General features: G+C 71.5%; 20 protein-coding genes. 9 read left to right on the plus strand and 11 right to left on the minus strand.

The genetic code is table 11. The annotated features are described in order from the left end of the window. Positions 1-38 precede the first annotated feature (38 nt). The 3 genes from VMD91_10745 to VMD91_10755 are packed head-to-tail and all read left to right on the plus strand — an operon-like array spanning position 39 to position 2,574. The gene (locus VMD91_10745) at positions 39-653 is read left to right on the plus strand and encodes a hypothetical protein (GenBank protein HTW84537.1); all 615 of its coding nucleotides are present in this window, start codon (positions 39-41) and stop codon (positions 651-653) included. Beyond that, positions 650-1,690: an alpha/beta hydrolase gene (locus VMD91_10750; protein ID HTW84538.1), complete on the plus strand. Its 1,041-nt coding sequence runs from the start codon at positions 650-652 to the stop codon at positions 1,688-1,690. The genes VMD91_10745 and VMD91_10750 overlap by 4 nt, the downstream gene beginning before the upstream one ends. After that, positions 1,687-2,574 (plus strand): alpha/beta hydrolase, encoded by an 888-nt coding sequence (locus VMD91_10755; protein HTW84539.1) that lies wholly within the window; start codon positions 1,687-1,689, stop codon positions 2,572-2,574. Before VMD91_10750 ends, VMD91_10755 begins: the two co-directional genes overlap by 4 nt. A gap of 15 nt (positions 2,575-2,589) precedes the next feature. On the opposite strand, the gene VMD91_10760 is transcribed toward VMD91_10755, so the two are convergent. From VMD91_10760 to tsaE, 8 genes are read right to left on the minus strand one after another with little or no spacing between them, the layout of a single operon-like run. Continuing rightward, complete coding sequence (locus VMD91_10760; GenBank protein HTW84540.1) at positions 2,590-3,627, minus strand: TPM domain-containing protein; 1,038 nt, start codon at positions 3,625-3,627, stop codon at positions 2,590-2,592. Positions 3,628-3,676: 49 nt separating this feature from the next. Then, positions 3,677-3,802 carry a hypothetical protein gene (locus tag VMD91_10765; GenBank protein HTW84541.1) on the minus strand — a complete coding sequence of 42 codons (126 nt, stop codon included), beginning with the start codon at positions 3,800-3,802 and terminating at the stop codon, positions 3,677-3,679. Next, complete coding sequence (gene rsfS, locus VMD91_10770) at positions 3,799-4,116, minus strand: ribosome silencing factor (protein ID HTW84542.1); 318 nt, start codon at positions 4,114-4,116, stop codon at positions 3,799-3,801. Before rsfS ends, VMD91_10765 begins: the two co-directional genes overlap by 4 nt. Positions 4,117-4,135: 19 nt before the next feature. Next, positions 4,136-4,699 carry a bis(5'-nucleosyl)-tetraphosphatase (symmetrical) YqeK gene (gene yqeK / locus VMD91_10775; GenBank protein ID HTW84543.1) on the minus strand — a complete coding sequence of 188 codons (564 nt, stop codon included), beginning with the start codon at positions 4,697-4,699 and terminating at the stop codon, positions 4,136-4,138. A 38-nt stretch (positions 4,700-4,737) separates the two neighbouring features. Beyond that, positions 4,738-5,442, minus strand: coding sequence for an energy transducer TonB (locus VMD91_10780; protein HTW84544.1), 705 nt, complete (start codon positions 5,440-5,442; stop codon positions 4,738-4,740). Beyond that, positions 5,439-6,002 carry a ribosomal protein S18-alanine N-acetyltransferase gene (rimI, locus tag VMD91_10785; protein HTW84545.1) on the minus strand — a complete coding sequence of 188 codons (564 nt, stop codon included), beginning with the start codon at positions 6,000-6,002 and terminating at the stop codon, positions 5,439-5,441. The genes VMD91_10780 and rimI overlap by 4 nt, the downstream gene beginning before the upstream one ends. Position 6,003: 1 nt before the next feature. Beyond that, complete coding sequence (gene tsaB, locus VMD91_10790; protein HTW84546.1) at positions 6,004-6,750, minus strand: tRNA (adenosine(37)-N6)-threonylcarbamoyltransferase complex dimerization subunit type 1 TsaB; 747 nt, start codon at positions 6,748-6,750, stop codon at positions 6,004-6,006. Further along, positions 6,747-7,172, minus strand: a complete 426-nt coding sequence (gene tsaE, locus VMD91_10795) for a tRNA (adenosine(37)-N6)-threonylcarbamoyltransferase complex ATPase subunit type 1 TsaE (protein ID HTW84547.1) — start codon at positions 7,170-7,172, stop codon at positions 6,747-6,749. Before tsaE ends, tsaB begins: the two co-directional genes overlap by 4 nt. Positions 7,173-7,192: 20 nt before the next feature. Between tsaE and VMD91_10800 the strand changes: the two genes are divergently transcribed. Genes VMD91_10800 through gyrA form a run of 3 tightly spaced genes read left to right on the plus strand, consistent with a single transcriptional unit; the run spans position 7,193 to position 10,258 of the window. Beyond that, positions 7,193-7,417 (plus strand): hypothetical protein, encoded by a 225-nt coding sequence (locus VMD91_10800; protein ID HTW84548.1) that lies wholly within the window; start codon positions 7,193-7,195, stop codon positions 7,415-7,417. Further along, complete coding sequence (locus VMD91_10805) at positions 7,414-7,644, plus strand: hypothetical protein (protein ID HTW84549.1); 231 nt, start codon at positions 7,414-7,416, stop codon at positions 7,642-7,644. The genes VMD91_10800 and VMD91_10805 overlap by 4 nt, the downstream gene beginning before the upstream one ends. 16 nt (positions 7,645-7,660) lie before the next feature. Further along, positions 7,661-10,258 carry a DNA gyrase subunit A gene (gyrA, locus tag VMD91_10810; GenBank protein HTW84550.1) on the plus strand — a complete coding sequence of 866 codons (2,598 nt, stop codon included), beginning with the start codon at positions 7,661-7,663 and terminating at the stop codon, positions 10,256-10,258. On the opposite strand, the gene VMD91_10815 is transcribed toward gyrA, so the two are convergent. Genes VMD91_10815 through VMD91_10825 form a run of 3 tightly spaced genes read right to left on the minus strand, consistent with a single transcriptional unit; the run spans position 10,255 to position 13,299 of the window. Continuing rightward, positions 10,255-10,842 carry a hypothetical protein gene (locus VMD91_10815; GenBank protein HTW84551.1) on the minus strand — a complete coding sequence of 196 codons (588 nt, stop codon included), beginning with the start codon at positions 10,840-10,842 and terminating at the stop codon, positions 10,255-10,257. The two genes, gyrA and VMD91_10815, sit on opposite strands and share 4 nt — an antisense overlap. Continuing rightward, the gene (locus VMD91_10820) at positions 10,839-12,326 is read right to left on the minus strand and encodes a hypothetical protein (protein ID HTW84552.1); all 1,488 of its coding nucleotides are present in this window, start codon (positions 12,324-12,326) and stop codon (positions 10,839-10,841) included. The genes VMD91_10815 and VMD91_10820 overlap by 4 nt, the downstream gene beginning before the upstream one ends. Positions 12,327-12,363: 37 nt before the next feature. Beyond that, on the minus strand, positions 12,364-13,299 hold the full coding sequence (locus tag VMD91_10825) for a DUF5996 family protein (GenBank protein HTW84553.1): 936 nt from the start codon (positions 13,297-13,299) through the stop codon (positions 12,364-12,366). A 118-nt stretch (positions 13,300-13,417) separates the two neighbouring features. Here VMD91_10825 and trxA point away from each other — a divergent pair, with 118 nt between their 5' ends. From trxA to selB, 3 genes are read left to right on the plus strand one after another with little or no spacing between them, the layout of a single operon-like run. Continuing rightward, positions 13,418-13,750 (plus strand): thioredoxin, encoded by a 333-nt coding sequence (trxA, locus tag VMD91_10830; protein ID HTW84554.1) that lies wholly within the window; start codon positions 13,418-13,420, stop codon positions 13,748-13,750. Beyond that, positions 13,734-15,104 (plus strand): L-seryl-tRNA(Sec) selenium transferase, encoded by a 1,371-nt coding sequence (gene selA / locus VMD91_10835; GenBank protein ID HTW84555.1) that lies wholly within the window; start codon positions 13,734-13,736, stop codon positions 15,102-15,104. Before trxA ends, selA begins: the two co-directional genes overlap by 17 nt. Further along, on the plus strand, positions 15,105-16,970 hold the full coding sequence (gene selB / locus VMD91_10840) for a selenocysteine-specific translation elongation factor (protein ID HTW84556.1): 1,866 nt from the start codon (positions 15,105-15,107) through the stop codon (positions 16,968-16,970). Position 16,971 lies beyond the last annotated feature (1 nt).

Below are 16,971 nucleotides of genomic sequence, written 5' to 3' on the forward strand. Positions count from 1 at the left end.
GCCGTAGAAGAGCGGCGGGCGTGGGTACGTCTGGGGCGATGAAACGCTCGTTTGCCCCACTCGCCCTGGTGGCCGCCGCCGTGCTGCTCGGCGTCGCCGCTGCGCCGGGCGCCGACGCGCCGCTCGACCAATATTTCGGTCCGTTCAAGATGAGCGCGCTCGAGGTGCGCGAGCGGATCGACAAGCTGGGCGAGGCGTACGCGAAGCGCTGGGCCGACGACGCCTCGCTGCTGCACGACGCCGGAATGGTCGAGTCGTCGCTGCAGGCGTGGGCGGCGCGTTACCCGCACGACCACTGGCTGGCGCCGACGGCGTTCCATCTGGCGCAGCTCTATCAGGAGATCCAGACGCCGCAGGCGCGCGCGCGGGCCCGTGCGATGTACGCCTACGTCGTGCGGGCGTTCCCGAGCTCGCGCCAAGCCCACCTCGCGCGCGAGCGATTGGCGCACGGCTTCCCGCCGCTGCACGCGGAGTCGGCCGTGCGGCCGACGCCGTATCCGTACGCCACGGCGGCGCCGGCGACCCCGGCCGCAAGTGCGGCGCCCTCGCCGGCGCCGGGGACCGCGACGAGCGCGCCGGCGAGCAGCGAGCCGGCGACGGGCACGCCGGCGCCGGCGGCATCCGGGACGCCGCCGCCGAAGCCGGGCTCATGATCACGCGGGGCGGGGCGCTGGTCGGATTGAGCACCGTGGTCGCGGCGCCCTTGGCGGCGGCCGCGCAGAGCGCCGCGCCCGACGCGTCGGCCGCGCCGCCCGACGCGCAGCTCAGACCGCTGGGCATCGCGCTCGAACGGCATCCCTATCCGTATCCGCGGCGCATGCTCCCGCTGACGGTGCAGAACGTCGACGTCCGCATGGCCTACCTCGACCTCGCACCGGCCGGTCCGCCGGCCGGCGTCGCGTTGCTGCTGCACGGCCGCAACTTTCCCGCCGGCTACTGGAAGCCGGTGATCGACGCGTTCGTCGGCCGCGGCTGGCGCGTCATCGCTCCCGACCAGCTCGGGTTCAACGCCTCTTCGCACGCCGAGCTGCGCTACGACTTCCCGCTGTGGGCCGACACCACCGCGCAACTGCTCGACGCGCTCGGAGTGCCGCACGTCGACCTGCTCGTCGGGCACTCGATCGGCGGGATCATGGCGACGACGCTCGCGGCGCGCCATCCGTCGCGCGTGCGCCGGCTGCTGCTCGAGGATCCGCTCGGTCTGGAAGATTATCGCGTGCTGATCCCCGCGGTGACGGACGCCTTCCTGTACGAGCACGAGCTGCACATGACGGCCGACGGGTACCGCGCGTTCCTCGCGAGCAACTACTTCCCGCACTGGAGCGAGGAGTACGAGTGGCTGGTGACGATTCGGCGTGAGATCGCGCTTAGCGCCGACTACCCGCAGTGGGTGCGCGTCTACATCCAGAGCTACCAGCAGCTGCACCGCACGCCGATCGCCGACACGCTGCGCGAGCTGACGATGCCGGTGCACCTGATCGTCGGCGAGTTCGACCACAACGCGCCCGGCAAGGCGTACGCGCCCGAGGCCGTGCGCGGGCGGCTGGGCCACAACGCCGAGCTGGCCCGTGCGCTCGTCCCGACGCTCCACGCCGGCGGCCTCGACGTGCTGCCCGGCGTCGGCCACTGCCCGCACCTGGACGCCTTCGACCGCTTCGACGCGATCGCCCGGACGTTCGCGACCGCGTGACCGGCGCGACGGCGACGACCTTCGTCGAAGCGAACGGCGGCCGCTTCGAGGTCGAGACGTGCGGTGAGGGCGACCGTTTGGCGCTCTGCCTGCACGGCTTTCCCGAGCACGCGATCTCGTGGCGCCATCAAGCGCCGCTGCTCGCGTCGCTCGGCTATCGCGTCTGGATGCCGAACCAGCGCGGCTACGGCAACTCGGCGCGCCCGGCCGCGACCAGCGCCTACGCCATGGAACACTTGCTGGCCGACGTCGCCGGCTTGATCGACGCGTCGGGCGCGCGCAGCGTGACGCTGCTGGGCCACGATTGGGGCGCGATGGTGGCCTGGGTGTTCGCGATCCGTCAGGTGCGCCCGCTCGAGCGTCTGGTCATCATGAACGTCCCCCACCCGGCGACGTTCCGCGCCGCGCTGCGCACGAGCTGGCGGCAGAAGCTGCGCTCGTCGTACGTCAGCTTCTTTCATCTGCCGTGGCTGCCGGAGTCTCTGCTCGGCCTCGATCGCGCCGAGCCGATCGCGCAGACGTTCTTGTTGTCGTCGTGCGACCGCAGCCGCTTTCCGCGCGACGTGCTCGAGGTCTACAAGCGCAACGCCGCGCGGCCGGGGGCGTTGCACGCGATGCTGGCGTGGTATCGCGCCAACGTCGGCGGCGGCGGGCTGGCGGCGCAGCTGCGCGCCGGCGTGCCGATCGTCGAGGTGCCGACGCTGGTGCTGTGGGGAACGGCCGACGTCGCGCTGGGCGTCGAGACGATCGCGGGCCTGGACCGCTACGTGCGCGACCTGACGGTGCGTTATCTCCCCGGCGTCTCGCACTGGGTGCAGCAAGAAGCACCCGAGGCCGTCAACGAAAAGCTCGCCGCGTTTGCGCGCGGCGAGCCCGTTCCGTAACCGTCGGCGAGCGGGTTACCAGCCGCCGCCGGAGTCGCCTCCGCCGCCGCCGCCGAAATCGCCGCCACCGCCCCAGCCGCCGCCGCCGAAGTCGCCGCCGCCGCCACCGGCGTCACCGCCCCAGCCGCCGCCGCCGGTGTTCGAGGTGTCGATCTGGCCCGGATCGCTCTGCCAGCCGCTCGCGTCGCCGCCGTAGGCGGGATCGCCGACGCCCGCGATGTTGCCGGGCTGTTCGATGATCGTGTTGCCGCGGTTGCCGAACAGCTCGTTGCCCAGGAACGCGCCGCCGAGTCCCCCGAGCAGCCCGCTCCAGAAGCCGCCGCCGCCGTAGCCGCCATAGCCGCCGTAGCCGGGCCCGCCGTAGCCCGGTCCGCCGTAGCCCGGTCCGCCGCCGTAGCCGGGACCGCCGTACCCCGGACCACCGGGTCCGGGGCCGTACGTGCGCGGCCCCGCCATCGCGCGGAAGATGCCGCGAATCACGAAGAAGATGACCGCCAGGATGACGATCCACGCGATGAAGCCCAAATGGAACCCTCCTGTGCTGCTGTGCACCACGGTGCCCGACGGAGCGCGGTACACGACCGGTGCCTGCGCGCGGTGCAGCGACGAGGTGTGGCCGCGATAGGTGTTGAGAATCAGCGCGACGCCCGTCTCGACGCCTTGATCGTAGTCGCCCTGCGTGAAGTAGGGCCGCATCGCCTGGTAGATCGGTTGAAACGACGGAAAGAACTGGTGCGACGCGGTGTCGCCCGCGATGCGGATCTGCTTCTCGTCCTTGGCGATGAAGATCTCGACGCCGTTGACCTGCTGCTGCGCGAAGCTGCGTTCGAGCGCGTCGTTCGGGCTGACGCCGTCGAGCGAGGGCGTCGTGACGACGAGGACTTCCTTGCCGGTCTGCGCGTTGAACGTGCCGACTTGCTGGTTGATGTCGGCGATCGCGCTCTGCGAGAGCAGGTGCGCGTCGTCGATCACGTAGCTCGTACGCGCGAACGCCGGCAGCGCGGTCGTGGCCAGGGTGACGAGCAGGGCGGCTACTGCCGCGAGCGGTTTCATCGGTCCAAGTCCTCCGGTCCAGGTACTCCGCGGCGGTCGGGAAGTTCCGCTAGTGGACGCTGACGATGAGCACGGCGCCCACCGAGGTCAGGATGAAGACGATGAGGACGGCCCACACGAAGACGCGCACCAGTCGATTGCCGAACCGGTTGCGCCGATAGGGCTTGGGCCTCATTGGGCCTCCGCCCGGGCTTCGGCGACGCGGCCCCACAACCGTTCGAGGTTGTAGAACTGGCGCTGGTCGGGCGTGAAGACGTGGGCGACCACGTTCCCCAGGTCGATCAGGATCCAGCCGCCGTCGGCGTGCCCCTCGAGCCGCGGCCGCAGCCCGGCCTGCTCCGCCTTCTCGACGATCGCGTCCGCGATCGACCGGGTCTGGATCGCCGAGCGCCCCGTCATGACGACGAACGCGTCGGCGACGATGGTCCGGCCGCCCAGCTCGAGGACGGTGACGTCCTCGGCTTTCTTGTCTTCCGCGGCGTCGCGCACCAACGCGACCAGATCGAGCTCAGGCAGGGGTCTTGTCCTCCAGCGCCGCGTCGAGACCGTAGGTCCGGGCGGCAGCCAGCGTGTGGGGAGAGATGGGAAGGTCGCGCGAGCGCAGGTAGTCCAGCGAGGAAGCCAGCGTGCCGCGCATCGCCGCGTCCAGGTCCGCCAGCGCCAGTGCGGCCAGCGCGGCCCGTTCGGGGAAGGTTCGGCCGGGCTCGAGCCCGTCGGCGAGGTAGACGACCGCGTCCAACGGACTCATGACCGCATCGGCCACCGTGTGTTTGCGAATCGCCGAGAGTATCCCGGGGTCCTCGACCCCGAACCGCTCGCGGGCCAGCTCGGCGCCCAGCCGCGCGTGCAGCACGATCGGCGTCGAGCGCTCGAAGGCGTCGACGTCCAGCCCGCGCTCCGTGCACTCGCGCAGCAGGCGTTCCGCCGGATAGAGGCGTGCCAGATCGTGCAGCAACCCGGCGACTCGGGCGCGCAGCGGGTCGACGCCGTGTGCGCGGGCCAGCCGTTCAGCCATCCGCGCCACCCGCACGACGTGCGCGTGGCGATGCCGCTGGCCCAGGTCCGCGCGCACCGCGCGCGCGGCGCGGGCGAAGCCGACGCCGTCGCGGATCAGTGGTGCAGCTCCCGCAAGACCGTTGCGCCGATCGGCCGGTCGGAGAGCGTCGCCGGTGCGTACGTGTCGTGCAGCGCGCTGCGCGCGGCGCGTTCGTCGAACGCGGCGTCGCCGCTCGGGATCAGCACGCGCGCGTCGCGCACGACGCCGAGCCGGTCGACGTCGAGCCGCAGCACGGTGGCGCGCGTACCGCCGAGGTCGACCAGCGTGGTGTGCCGCAGCACCGGCGCGCGGAACGGAAAGACCGGACCTTCCGGCAGCTGCGTGCGCACGTAGCCGAGCCGCAAGAGCGTGGCGCGATCGCCGACGATCACGTGCGCGAGCGTTTGCGTGCTCGCGTCGAACACCAGCACCGCGTCGGAGTCGGCCCCGCGGCGAAAGACGCGGAACGCGCCGCCTTCGGTCTCGGCGTCGGCCGAGAGCGCGTCGCCCGCCGCGTCGGCGGTCGTCGTGCCGAAGGTCAGCCGGTGCGCGAGACCGTCGTCGAGCGTGAGCGTGTACGTCGTGCCGGACGGAAACGCCAGGTCGACCGCGTGCACCTCGCCCGCGTCGTCGACGATCGCGTCGATGCGCGCGGGACCGTCGTCGAAGACGACGTGCGTGCCGTCGTCGGCCGAACGCACGCCGCGCGGCGCGCCGTACTGCCGCACCAGCGCGAGGACCGGCACGTGCAGCAGTGACTCGACCGGGGGTGCGGTCACGGCCGGCGCCGCATCTCCGCGTCCAGCGCGGCGCGCAGCGCGCGCAGCCGCGCCGCGTACAGCTCGCCCTTGAGGTTGCCGGCCCACATCACCAGCGCGTCCTCGCCGTTGTCGCTGTAGTAGCCGCGGCGCGTCGAGACGACCGTGAACCCGTACTTGCGATACAGCCGTTGCGCGGCGTCGTTCGTCGCGCGCACCTCGAGCGTGATCCACGAGGCACCTTGCGCGATCGCCTCGTCGAGCAGGCGCAGGAGCATCTCCTCGCCCAGCTTGAATCCGCGCCGGTCGGGGTCGACCGCGATGGTGGTGACGTGCGAGTCTTCGAGGATCACCCAGATCCCGCCGTAGGCGACGGTCTTGCCGTCGAGCCGCCCGACGAAATAGTGCGCGAGCTTGTTGTCGCGAATCTCGTTGGCGAACGCGTTCGCCGGCCACGTCGTCGAGAACGACAGCGCTTCGATTCGCAGCACCGCCGGCAGATCGTTGACCGTCATCGGCTCGATGACCATGCGCCGCGGCCCCTCGCCTCCCGCATCGGGACGATCGAGCTGTGCCTTCATTTCAACGGCGCTCCGCCCCGGGCTCCGCGCCCCCCACGCGTTCGCGTGGGGCCCCCGTGCGCGCGGGCCCGGCGACGTGGGGATCGTGGCGCGATTCCCCGCGGGGGCCCGCATTCAACGTGACCGCTGGGCTCTCGCCGTAGTCGGGGGCGAGCGCATGGGGGGTTGGGCTCGGGACGCGGTGGCGGGCGAGGAGCGCGATGGCGAGGGCGGGGACGTCCGCTCGAGGCGGCAGCACGCGCACGGTCCACCCGCGTTCGGCGATCTGCGCGAGCACGTCCTCCGTCCGGCCGGCCACCTGTAGCGGCCCGGGCGGTGAAGCGAGCAGGCGGTCGAGGACCTCGGCGATGGGGCCGCACGCGGTCCGGCTCTCCCCGGCGGCGCGCAACCGGGCGCAGATGATGCCGCGCCGGCCGTGCACGACGGTCAGCACCGGTTCGTCCGCGTCGTCCGGTTCGAGCGCGTCGTACGAGGAGATCCCGACCAGCGGGACCCGCGCGGCATAGGCCAGCGACTTCGCGTACGCGATCGCGATCCGCAGGCCGGTGAACGAGCCAGGGCCGACCCCGACCGCGATCCGGTCGAGGTCTCGCAAGCCCAGGCCGGCGGCGGTGAGCAGGGCGGTCAGCTCGGCGATGCCCGTCTCGAGGGCGTCTTGGCGGCCCGTCGCCACGGAGGTCGACGCCTCGCCTTGCAGCAGGGCGGCGGAGAAGCCGCCCAGCGCGGCGTCCAGGCCGAGAATCGTCACCGGCGCACGCTGACGGTGCGCGGACCCGCGCCCGCGCCCGCGATCGAGACCGTGACGTGCCGGGCCGGCAGCCAGTCCTCGGCGCGCTCCGGCCATTCGACCAGCACCAGGGCGTCGGCCCGGAACGCCTCGTCCAGACCGAGGTCGTTCAGCTCGCCGGGGTCGGCGAGGCGGTACAGGTCGAGGTGCTCGACGGTCGGCGTTCCGGGGTAGGTCTGGCGAAAGACGAACGTCGGGCTGGTGACCGCTTCGTCGTCGCCGTGCAGCGCACGGACCAGCGCGCGCACCAGCGTCGTCTTGCCGGCACCCAGCGGGCCGCGCAACAGCACGACGTCGCCGGGGCCGAGCGTGGCCGCCAGCGAGCGAGCAAAAGCGTCCAGCGCAGCGTGTCCGTCGAGGACGTTCTTTCGTTCAGTCAGAATAGGGGTAGGTGCTTCTGCGGATGAGTGACGTCCTCGTCGGGATCGTCGCCGGAGCGGTGTGTTCGGTGATCGCGGCGGCCTTCGAAGCCTCCGTGCTCACGCTGCGATTTTTCTCGCTGGGACACATCGGCGGTGGCCTCGGAAGCAAGCTGCTGATCATCGCCGTGGTGGGCGCCGTGGTCGGTGGGATCGTTGGTTTTCTCGTCGGTGCGCTCTTCAAGCAGCGCGACTCCGTGACCCGGTGACGGGCGGGAACCGCGCCGGCGCCGAGCACCTGGCGGCGCTGGACGCGCACCTCGAGTCGCACCTCGGCGAGGTGCGCCGCCGCGCGCAGGAAGCTCGCGATCAGCTCGGCGAGGCGATCGACGAGCTGGACCGCGCGGCCCATCCGCCGCGGGCGAGCGCGCCGCCGCCCGCGCGCGGTGCGTTCGACATGGACCTCGATCTCGATCTCGACATCACTGAACGATAGCCCCTAGAAAGAACCCGTGAACCCGAACGATTCCCGCCTCTCCGCCGTCGCCGTCGAAGAGGAGATGCGCGAGAGCTACCTCTCGTACGCGATGTCGGTCATCGCCTCGCGCGCGCTTCCCGACGTGCGCGACGGCCTCAAGCCGGTGCAGCGGCGCATCCTCTACGCGATGCGCGAGATGGGGATGGACCCCGGCAAGCAGCACCGCAAGTGCGCCGGTGTCATCGGCGAGGTCCTCAAGAGCTATCACCCGCACGGCGACTCGTCGGTGTACGACGCGCTGGTTCGCATGGCGCAGGACTTCACGCTGCGCTATCCGCTGATCGACGGGCACGGCAACTTCGGGTCGATCGATCCCGATCCGCCGGCCGCCTATCGGTACACCGAAGCGCGTCTGGCGCGCATCGCGATGGAGATGCTGGCCGACATCGAGCGCGAAACGGTCGATTTCGTCCCCAACTTCGACAACCAGACCGAAGAGCCGGTCGTGCTGCCCGCGCGCTTGCCGCAGCTGCTCGTCAACGGCAGCTCGGGCATCGCGGTCGGCATGGCGACCAACATCCCGCCGCACAACGTCGGCGAGATCTGCGACGCGATCGCGTACCTGATCGAGCACGACGGCCTGCCGACCAGCGACGACGAGCTCGACGAAGGGCTGCTGGCGCACGTGCACGGCCCGGACTTCCCGACCGGCGGCGTGCTGCTCGGCCGCGAGGCGATCCGCCAAGCCTACAAGACCGGCCGCGGTTCGGTCGCGCTGCGCGGCAAGGCCGAGATCGTCGAGGAGAAGGGCCGCCACCGCATCGTCATCAGCGAGGTGCCCTTCCAGGTCTCCGTCAACCGCATCCTCGAGTCGATCACCGAGGCGTATCAGGAGAAGCGGATCACCGGGATCACCGCGCTCCACAACGAGTCCAATCGCAAGGGGATGCGCATCGTCGTCGAGCTGCACCGCAGCGCGACGCCGCAAGTCGTGCTGAACCAGCTCTACAAGCAGACCCCGCTGCAGTCGAGCTTCGCGTTCAACATGCTCGCGCTGGTGCCGCATCGCGACTCGGCCGGCTTGATGAAGCAGACGACGGGCACCTCGACGGCGCTCGAGCCGCAGGTCATGGGCCTGCGCGCGCTGCTGCAGCACTTCATCGCGCACCGGCGCGAAGTCGTCACCCGCCGCGCGACCTACGACTTGCGCAAAGCGCAGGAGCGCGCGCACCTGGTCGAAGGCTTCCGGGTCGCGCTCGACAACATCGACCGCGTCATCACGATCATCCGCGAGAGCGACACGGTCGAGGTCGCGCGCGCCGCGCTGCAGGCCGAGCCGTTCGTCCTCTCCGACGCCTTCGCGCGCATGGCCGGCGCGGCGGCGACCCAGGACTTCCACCTCTCCGAGGTGCAGGCGGCGGCGATCGTCGACATGCGCCTGCGCACGCTGGTCGGCCTCGAGCGGCAGAAGCTCGAAGACGAGCACGCGCAGCTGCGCGCGACCATCGCCGACCTCGACGACCTCTTGGCCAAGCCGGCCCGTATCCTGGCCGTCGTCAAAGACGAGACGCTCGACCTCAAGAAGCGCTTCGCCGACAAGCGCCGCACGCCGGTCGAGGCGCTCGAGGGCGAGCTGGCGATCGAAGACATCATCGCCGACACCGACGTCGTCGTCACGGCGACGGTCGGCGGCTACATCAAGCGCGTCTCGGTCGACACCTTCCGCGCGCAGAACCGCGGCGGTCGCGGCGTCATCGGCATCGCCAACCTGAAGAAAGAGGACGTCGTCCGCAACTTCTTCATGGCGACGACGCACCAGTACGTCCTGTTCTTCACCAACAAGGGGCGCGCGTTCCGGCTGCGCGCCTACGAGATCCCCGACTCCTCGCGCCAGGCGCGCGGCACGGCGCTGGTCAACCTGCTGACGCTGCCGCCGGGCGAGCTGGTGACGGCCGTCTTCCCGGTTCGCGCGTTCGACACCGACGAGTACCTGGTGATGGTGACCCGCAAGGGCATCATCAAGAAGTCGCGGCTGGCGGAGTTCGAGAACGTGCGCCGCAACGGGCTGATCGCCATCGGGCTCGACGACGGCGACGAGCTGCTGGCGGTCGACCTCTCCGACGGCAACCGCGACATCCTGCTGGCGACGCACGACGGCATGGCCGTGCACTTCAGCGAGAAGGACGTACGACCGATGGGACGGCCGGCGCGCGGCGTCAAGGCGATCACGCTGGCCGACGGCGACGAGGTCGTCGCGATGGACGTCGTCGAGGACGAGCGCACCGAGGTGCTGATCGTGACCTCGCAGGCCTTCGGCAAGCGCACCCCGATCGACGAGTACCGCCACATCTCGCGCGGCGGCAAGGGCGTCAAGGCGTTCGCCAAGGAGAAAGAGATCGGCTACGTCGTCGACCAGATCTTGGTCGCGCCGGAAGACGAGCTGCTCATGATCACCTCGGCCAACCAAGTCATCCGCTTGCCGGTGAGTCAGATCCGGCGCGCGGGCCGTTCGACCAAGGGCGTGCGCCTGCAGCGACTGGCCGACGGCGACGAGGTCATCGCGATCACGAACTTGGGCCAGCAGACGAAGCGGGTCGAGGACATCACCGGCGAGCCGGTGACGACCGGCTAGGGGCTGGGCGTCGGCCGGCTGAGCAGATAGGGGCGCGCCGTGCGCTGCGGCGTCGGCGTCACCGCCGGCGCCGGTGAGGGCACGCTGCCGTCGTCGGCGTAGGCGCGGGTGAACGGAGCGCCGCTCTGCCAGGCGGATCCGTCGGCGAAGGTGACGCTGCGGATGCTGACGGTCTCGGTGCGCATGCGGCGCACCTGATCGGGCTCCGGCATCGTGCGCGCGAAGCACTCGTGCTCGACCAGCGCGCCCGGAGCGAACTTCCCGCCGAAGCGCTGGGTGAGCGCGGCGGCGTTGCCGTCGAACACCACCGGCCCGCCGGCGCCGTCACGGAACGTCGCATCGACGATCGTGCTGGTGATCGGCTGCGCGGTGACGTTGCGGAACGAGACACAGACGCGCACGATCGGACGGCCGTTGGTGTCGATCGCGCCGGCCAGGCTCGAGTCGGTGACGACGAGCGGCGCCGGACCACCGCGCTGCCAGCTCGCCGAGAACACCGCCAGCGGCGTGTCCGCGCTCGCCGCCGGTGCGAGCGCGAGCGCGAGCGACGCGATTACCGCCGCGCTCCGCAGCGCGGCCGTCATCGTACGTTGCAAACGTTGTCGACGATGATGACGGTGTTCTGGAGGCTGGCGCCCAAATTGCGGATGCGGTTCCCGGCGTCGAGATACGCCGCGCCCTGATCCGGTCCGTAGCCGACCTGGTAGGCGCCCGACGTCGGATCGAAGATCAGCTCGGCACAGCGGGTCGCGGCCGAGTTGAGCCCGTTGTTGTTGACCATCAGCGTGCAGTCGGAGGTGCGGTGGCCGTCGTTGGCCTGCTGCACGGCGACGTAGCACGCCGCCAGGGCGGACGCACCGGCTTCTTGGGCCGACGTCTTGTTGACGGCGGTGCCGTAGATGGTCTTCGAGCCCTGCGCCCAGGCGATCTCGCCGAAGGGCTGGCCGCCGTTGAAGTTGACGAAGCCGCCGCTCGAGTTGTTGCCGGTCGGCTGCGGGAACGGCGTCGGCCCGAACGGATTGGGGTTGGGGTTGGGACCGTTGGTGACCAACGCGACGTCGCTCTGCGTGGGCTGGGGACCGCTGTACGGCGAGCCGTCCGCGGCGTAGCGCTTGGTGAAGAGCGTCCCCGGCGTCCAGGTCGTGCCGTCGGCGAACTGCACCAGCTTCGGCGCGATCGTGAAGAACTGGATCGCGCCGATCGTGCGATCGTCCGGCAGCGGGAAGGTCATGCAAAAGTTCTCGATCGGGGTCGGCGGGGTGAACGTGCCGGTGCGCGTCCACTGCAGGAAGTTGCCGTTGCCGATCTGCACCGTGCGCTGGTTCCCGTCCAGGTAGTCGAAGCGGAATTGGATCGTCGCCGCCGGCCGATCGGCCAGGTTCCGGAACGAGAAGCAGGTCTGCATCTTCGGCTTCTGGTTGTCGGTGAAGTCGAGCTCGCTGCGCAGCGCGGCGCTGTAGACGAAGATCGGCGCGCGCAGCTCGGGAACGCGCAGGAAGGTCGCGTTGAACGGCTTGAGCTGCTGCACGAACGGCGTGCCGTCGAACGCGAAGGCGCGCGGGAACGTGGCGCCGCGCACCCAGGTCGTCCCGTCGGCGTAGCTCATCGCCGTGACGTCGATGGTGAAGTGCGACTGATCGTTCAGGCCGTCGAAGATCGTCGACGAGGCGGCGAACGTCCAGCACGACTGCGATCCGTTGTTGGTGTCGGAATACCCCGGCGCCGTCGGGTCGGGCGCGCGCACGAGCTCGCCGGACGAGAACGATCCGTTCGCGTTGCGGATCAGGTCGAGGCTCAAGCGCTCGCCGCCGAATTGGTCGCGCAGACCGAAGTGGAACTTCGCCGAGGTGACGTTCTTCGTGGTCAGGTTGCGGAACGAGAAGCACACGCGCGCGACCCCGCTCTGATTCGTGCTGCTCAACACGATGTTCGACGTTGCGAGCGGATCGCTATGGTCTTGCCGTGCGAACCGGGTGATGTCGGCCGACGCGGCGCCGGCCGGCAGCGCCTGGACCGCGGGGAATATGGCAAGCAGCGCGGCCGTGAAGGCGCACAACGTTCGCTTCATGACGAAGCGGTTCGCAGGGTGTGCCTCCCGTCCTGCCCTAGCGCGGCAACTGCCGGTGCCTGGGCGGCGCGAGGTAGGAGTGGGCGGCCGCGTCCCAGCCGGCGGCGCCGATACAGTTGGCGTAGAGCGCGTCGAGGAACGCGCGCAACTCGTCCGCGGGAGCGGCTGCGTCGCGGACGGTCGCGTACGGCAGCACCCATTCGCCCAGCGCCGCCGACCAGCTGGCCGCGGCCGGCGCCATCACCAACGTCTCGACCCCGGCCGGCTGCGGATAGATGTAGCCGTAGAAGAACGGCGGCGTCTGCTCGTCGCCGACGTACAAGCCGCAGTTCATCAGCTCGGCGTCGAGGTCGTATTTCAGCAGGTAGCCGCGGTCGAGCGGCGCGGGGACGTGCTTGCCGCTGAACAGCAGCAGCGCGAGGTCGAAGGCACCCCACCAGAACGGGATCCCCGAGCGGCCGAAGAAGCGCGAGCGCCACGCTGCGAAGACGTTCGCGGTCGCGGTCGCGGCCCGGAACCAGCGCTGCACCGCGTCCGGATCGTACGCGGCGGGACGGCGGTCGACGTCGAACGGCGTGGTGTCGGGGACTTCTTGCGGAACCGGCCGCAGTGAGACGGTGACCTCGAGCGCCGCCAGCGCCCCCAACAGGTCGGCGTAGATCTCGGCGACGGTCCGCGCGGGAACGAGCGCGATGCGCCGCTCCGCCCCGGTGCTGCATCGCAGCACGAGCTCGGAGGAGAAGACGTCGAGCACGCCTTCGAGGACCGTCGCGCCGTACGGCATCGCGCCGGTGGTCAGGCCGCGCGCGTTCAGGTACAAGCGCGTGAACATCCAATTCGGCTGCGTCGGCGAGAGCCCCACGCGCAGCTTGCCGAGCATCTGCGCGTACGCGTGCACGCTGCGCTTCGTCGCGGACCAGTGCGAGACGTCGAGGTCGGGCCAGGCGGAGCCGGCGGGCGGGTTGGATGGCATCGGCAGTCCCTCGGGCGGCGGGTCGCCGCTAGTTTGCTTGTTCTACTCGGCGAGTCAGGAGGCGAAACTCGTGACGGCGGGTATGGGTCGTTGGAGACGGAGGTATCGAACCGCTTCAATGTCAGCTCTTCCCGACGTCAGCCAATCCACGTTCCAGACCCAGGTGCTGGACGCCACGAACCCCGTGATCGTCGACTTCTGGGCCCCGTGGTGCGGGCCGTGCAAGATGCTCTCGCCCGTGGTTGAGAAAGTCGCCGGCCAATTCACCGGCAAGGTCGACTTCGTCAAGCTGAACACCGACGAGAACCCCTCGATTGCCGGCCAGTACGGCATCTCGGGCATCCCGTGCCTGGTGCTCTACAAGAACGGGCAGGCCGTGGATCGCATCGTGGGCTTCGTCCCCGAGCGCATGATCACGGACATGCTCAACCGGCATCTCGCCGCCGCCTAGCCGCTCCGCCCTTCCGGCGGTTCACCGCCTCCTCGACGAACCGCCGATCGCGCGGTTCGTCGCCCTGCTCGGCGCGCCGGTCGTGAAGACTCACCTCGTCGCCGCGCTCGACGCGGCGCGGGCGCTCCCGGCCACGCCGGCGCCCGATGCGATCCTGGCCGAGGCGCTCCGGCGCCTCGCCGGCGAAGCGCAACGCGGCCTGGTCGGCGTCCTCAACGGGACCGGCATCCTGCTGCACACCAACCTCGGCCGCGCGCCGCTGGCCGCCGCGGCGCTCGACGCCATCGCGACGACCGCGGGCGGCGCCTCGAACGTCGAATACGACCTCGCCGCCGGCGCGCGCGGGTCGCGCTACGACCGGCTCGGCGCACTGCTGCGCGCGGCGACCGGTGCGCAGGACGCGCTGGTCGTGAACAACGGCGCGGCCGCGGTGTTGCTGGCGCTCGACACGCTCGCGCGCGGTCCGGGGGGCGAACCGCGCGAGGTGATCGTCGCGCGCAACCAGCTGATCGAGATCGGCGGCGGTTTTCGCTTGCCCGACGTGTTGGCGCGCAGCGGCGCGCGACTGGTAGAAGTCGGTACCACCAACAAGGTGCGCATCGACGACTACGCGCGCGCGCTCTCGCCGCGCACCGCGCTGCTGCTGCGCGCGCATCCCTCGAACTTTCGTCTCGCCGGATTCACCAGCGAGGTCGGCGGCGCGGAGCTCGCCGCGCTCGGGGCGCGTGCCGGCGTGCCGGTGCTCGAGGACCTCGGCAGCGGCGCCCTGCACGACCTGCGCGAGTACGGGCTGCCGCGCGAGCGCACGGTGCAGGACGCCGTCGCCGACGGCATCGACCTGATCGCGTTCTCCGGCGACAAGCTGCTCGGCGGTCCGCAGGCGGGGATCCTCGTCGGCCGGACCGCCGCCGTCGCGCGCGTGCGGACGAACCCGCTGTTGCGCGCGCTGCGCGTCGGCGCGCCGACGATCGCCGCGCTCGGTGCGACGCTGCGCCTGCACCTCGAGCCGGGTGGGCGCGAACGGGTACCGCTGTACCGGATGCTGGCGGCCTCGCCGGAGGCCTTGCGGGCGCGCGCCGAGGCGCTGCGCGCGCGCCTGCCGGGGCTCGATCTGCGCGTGGTCGCGGTCGAAGGCTACGTCGGCGGCGGGACGCTGCCGCTGGCGCCGCTGCCCTCGATCGCGCTGGCGTGGCGGCCCGCCGGCGGCGGCCTCGACGCCGCGCTGGGACGACTGCGCGCCGGGACGCCGCCGCTGATCGCGCGGGCCGAGGGCGACGCCGTCGCGATCGACGTGCGCACGATACCACCCGAACGGGACGGGGACCTCGCGGCGCTGCTCGAAGCCGCGCAGTAGATGCACGTCGTCGGCACCGCTGGTCACGTCGACCACGGAAAATCCGCGCTGGTCCGTGCGTTGACCGGCACCGAGCCCGACCGTTGGCTCGAGGAGCGGCTGCGCGGGATGACGCTCGACTTGGGCTTCGCGCTGCTGCGCGACCCGGACGGGGTCGAGGCGGGGATCGTCGACGTTCCGGGCCACGAGCGGTTCGTGCACACGATGCTGGCGGGCGCTGCCGGCATGGAGCTGGTGCTGTTCGTCGTCGCCGCCAACGAGGGTGTGCGGCCGCAGACCGTCGAGCACCTCGCGATCCTTGACCTGCTCGGCGTGCGGCGCGCGCTGCTGGTGCTGACCAAGGCCGATCTCGTCGACGCGCCGACGCTGGCGGCCAGCGAAGCGGCGCTGCGCGCGGCGGTGCGCGGCACCTTCGCCGAAGACGCGCCGGCCATCGCCGTCTCGAGCGTGACCGGTGCCGGGCTCGACGCGCTGCGGGCGGCCGTGCGCGACGCGCTGCGGTCGCTGCCCGTGCGGCCCGCGCATGCGCCGGCGTTCCTGCCGATCGACCGCGTCTTCGCGCTTGCCGGACACGGCACCATCGTCACCGGCACGCTCACGCAAGGGACGCTGCGCATCGGTGACGTGGTGCAGGTCGACCCGCCCGGGCGCAGCGTGCGCGTGCGCTCGCTGCAAGTCTTCGGTGAAACGAAGAGCGAGGTCGCCGGCGGCGCGCGGGTGGCGGTGAACCTACCCGGCGTCGAGGTCGGCGAGCTGCACCGCGGCGCGGTGTTGGCCGACGCGAGCTTGTCGCCGCGCGCGGCCGTGCGCGTGCGCTTTCGCCCGCTGCCCGACGCGTTGCCGTTGCTGCGGCGGCGCACGCCGGTGCGCGCGCATCTCGGCGCGGCGGAAATTCTCGGCACGCTGGTGTTCGACGCGCAGCCCGTCGACCTCGCTGCCGTCGAGGCGACGCTGCACCTGCGCCGCCCGGCGATCGTCCATCCCGACGAGCCGTTCGTGGCGCGCGCGGTCTCACCGAAACGGCTGCTCGGCGGCGGCACCGTCGCCGGTGCGGCCGAGGTGCGCGCGGACGGCGTCGCCCCCGACGTCGCGGCCGTCTTGGCGGCGCTGAGCGCGACGGGTTTGGTACCGCGGTCGGCGGCCGAGCTGGGCGCGCGCGCGAACGTGCGCGAGGAACGCGCCGCGGACATCTTGGCGGACGCCGGCGCGCGCGGTGCGGCGCGGCGCGTGCAGCGGCCGACGGCCTACGTCGACGGCGACGCGGCCGACGCGTTCGGGTCACGCGTGCTCGGAGTCCTGGCGCAGCGCGAGCACGACGCGCCGTGGATTCTCGGTACGACCTCGCTCGCGCTGGCGCGCGCGCTCGAGATCGACGAGAGCGTGCTGGTGCGGCTGTTGGCGATCGAGGTCGACGACGGCCGCATCGCCAGCCGCGCCGGCTACTACGCGACGCCCGGACACGCGCCGCGGCTGACGGCGGAGCAGCGCGCGTTCTTCGAGCGGGTCGTCCCCGCCGACGCGGAGCAGCCGTTGCTGCCGGTCGCGCTCGACGCCGTCGTCGCCGAGCTGCGCCGCGCGCGCATTCCGGGACTCGCGCAGGCCTTCGACGCGCTGCTCGCGACCGGCGCGCTGGTGAAGGTCGCCGGCGACGTGTACCGCGGCGCGCAGGTGGCCGAGATCCGCAGCCGTCTGGAGACCGCGATCCGGCGCGAAGGACCGATCACCATGGCGCGCTTCCGCGACGCGGTCGGGACGACGCGCAAGTATGCCGTGCCGCTGATGGAATGGTTCGATGCGACCGGCGTGACCGTCCGCGACGGCGACCGGCGCGCGCTGCGCCGCCCCGACCGGGTTGCCGCGGTCTAGC

The organism is Candidatus Sulfotelmatobacter sp., from assembly GCA_035504415.1.
In the GTDB taxonomy this organism is placed as follows: Bacteria; Vulcanimicrobiota; Vulcanimicrobiia; order Vulcanimicrobiales; family Vulcanimicrobiaceae; genus Vulcanimicrobium.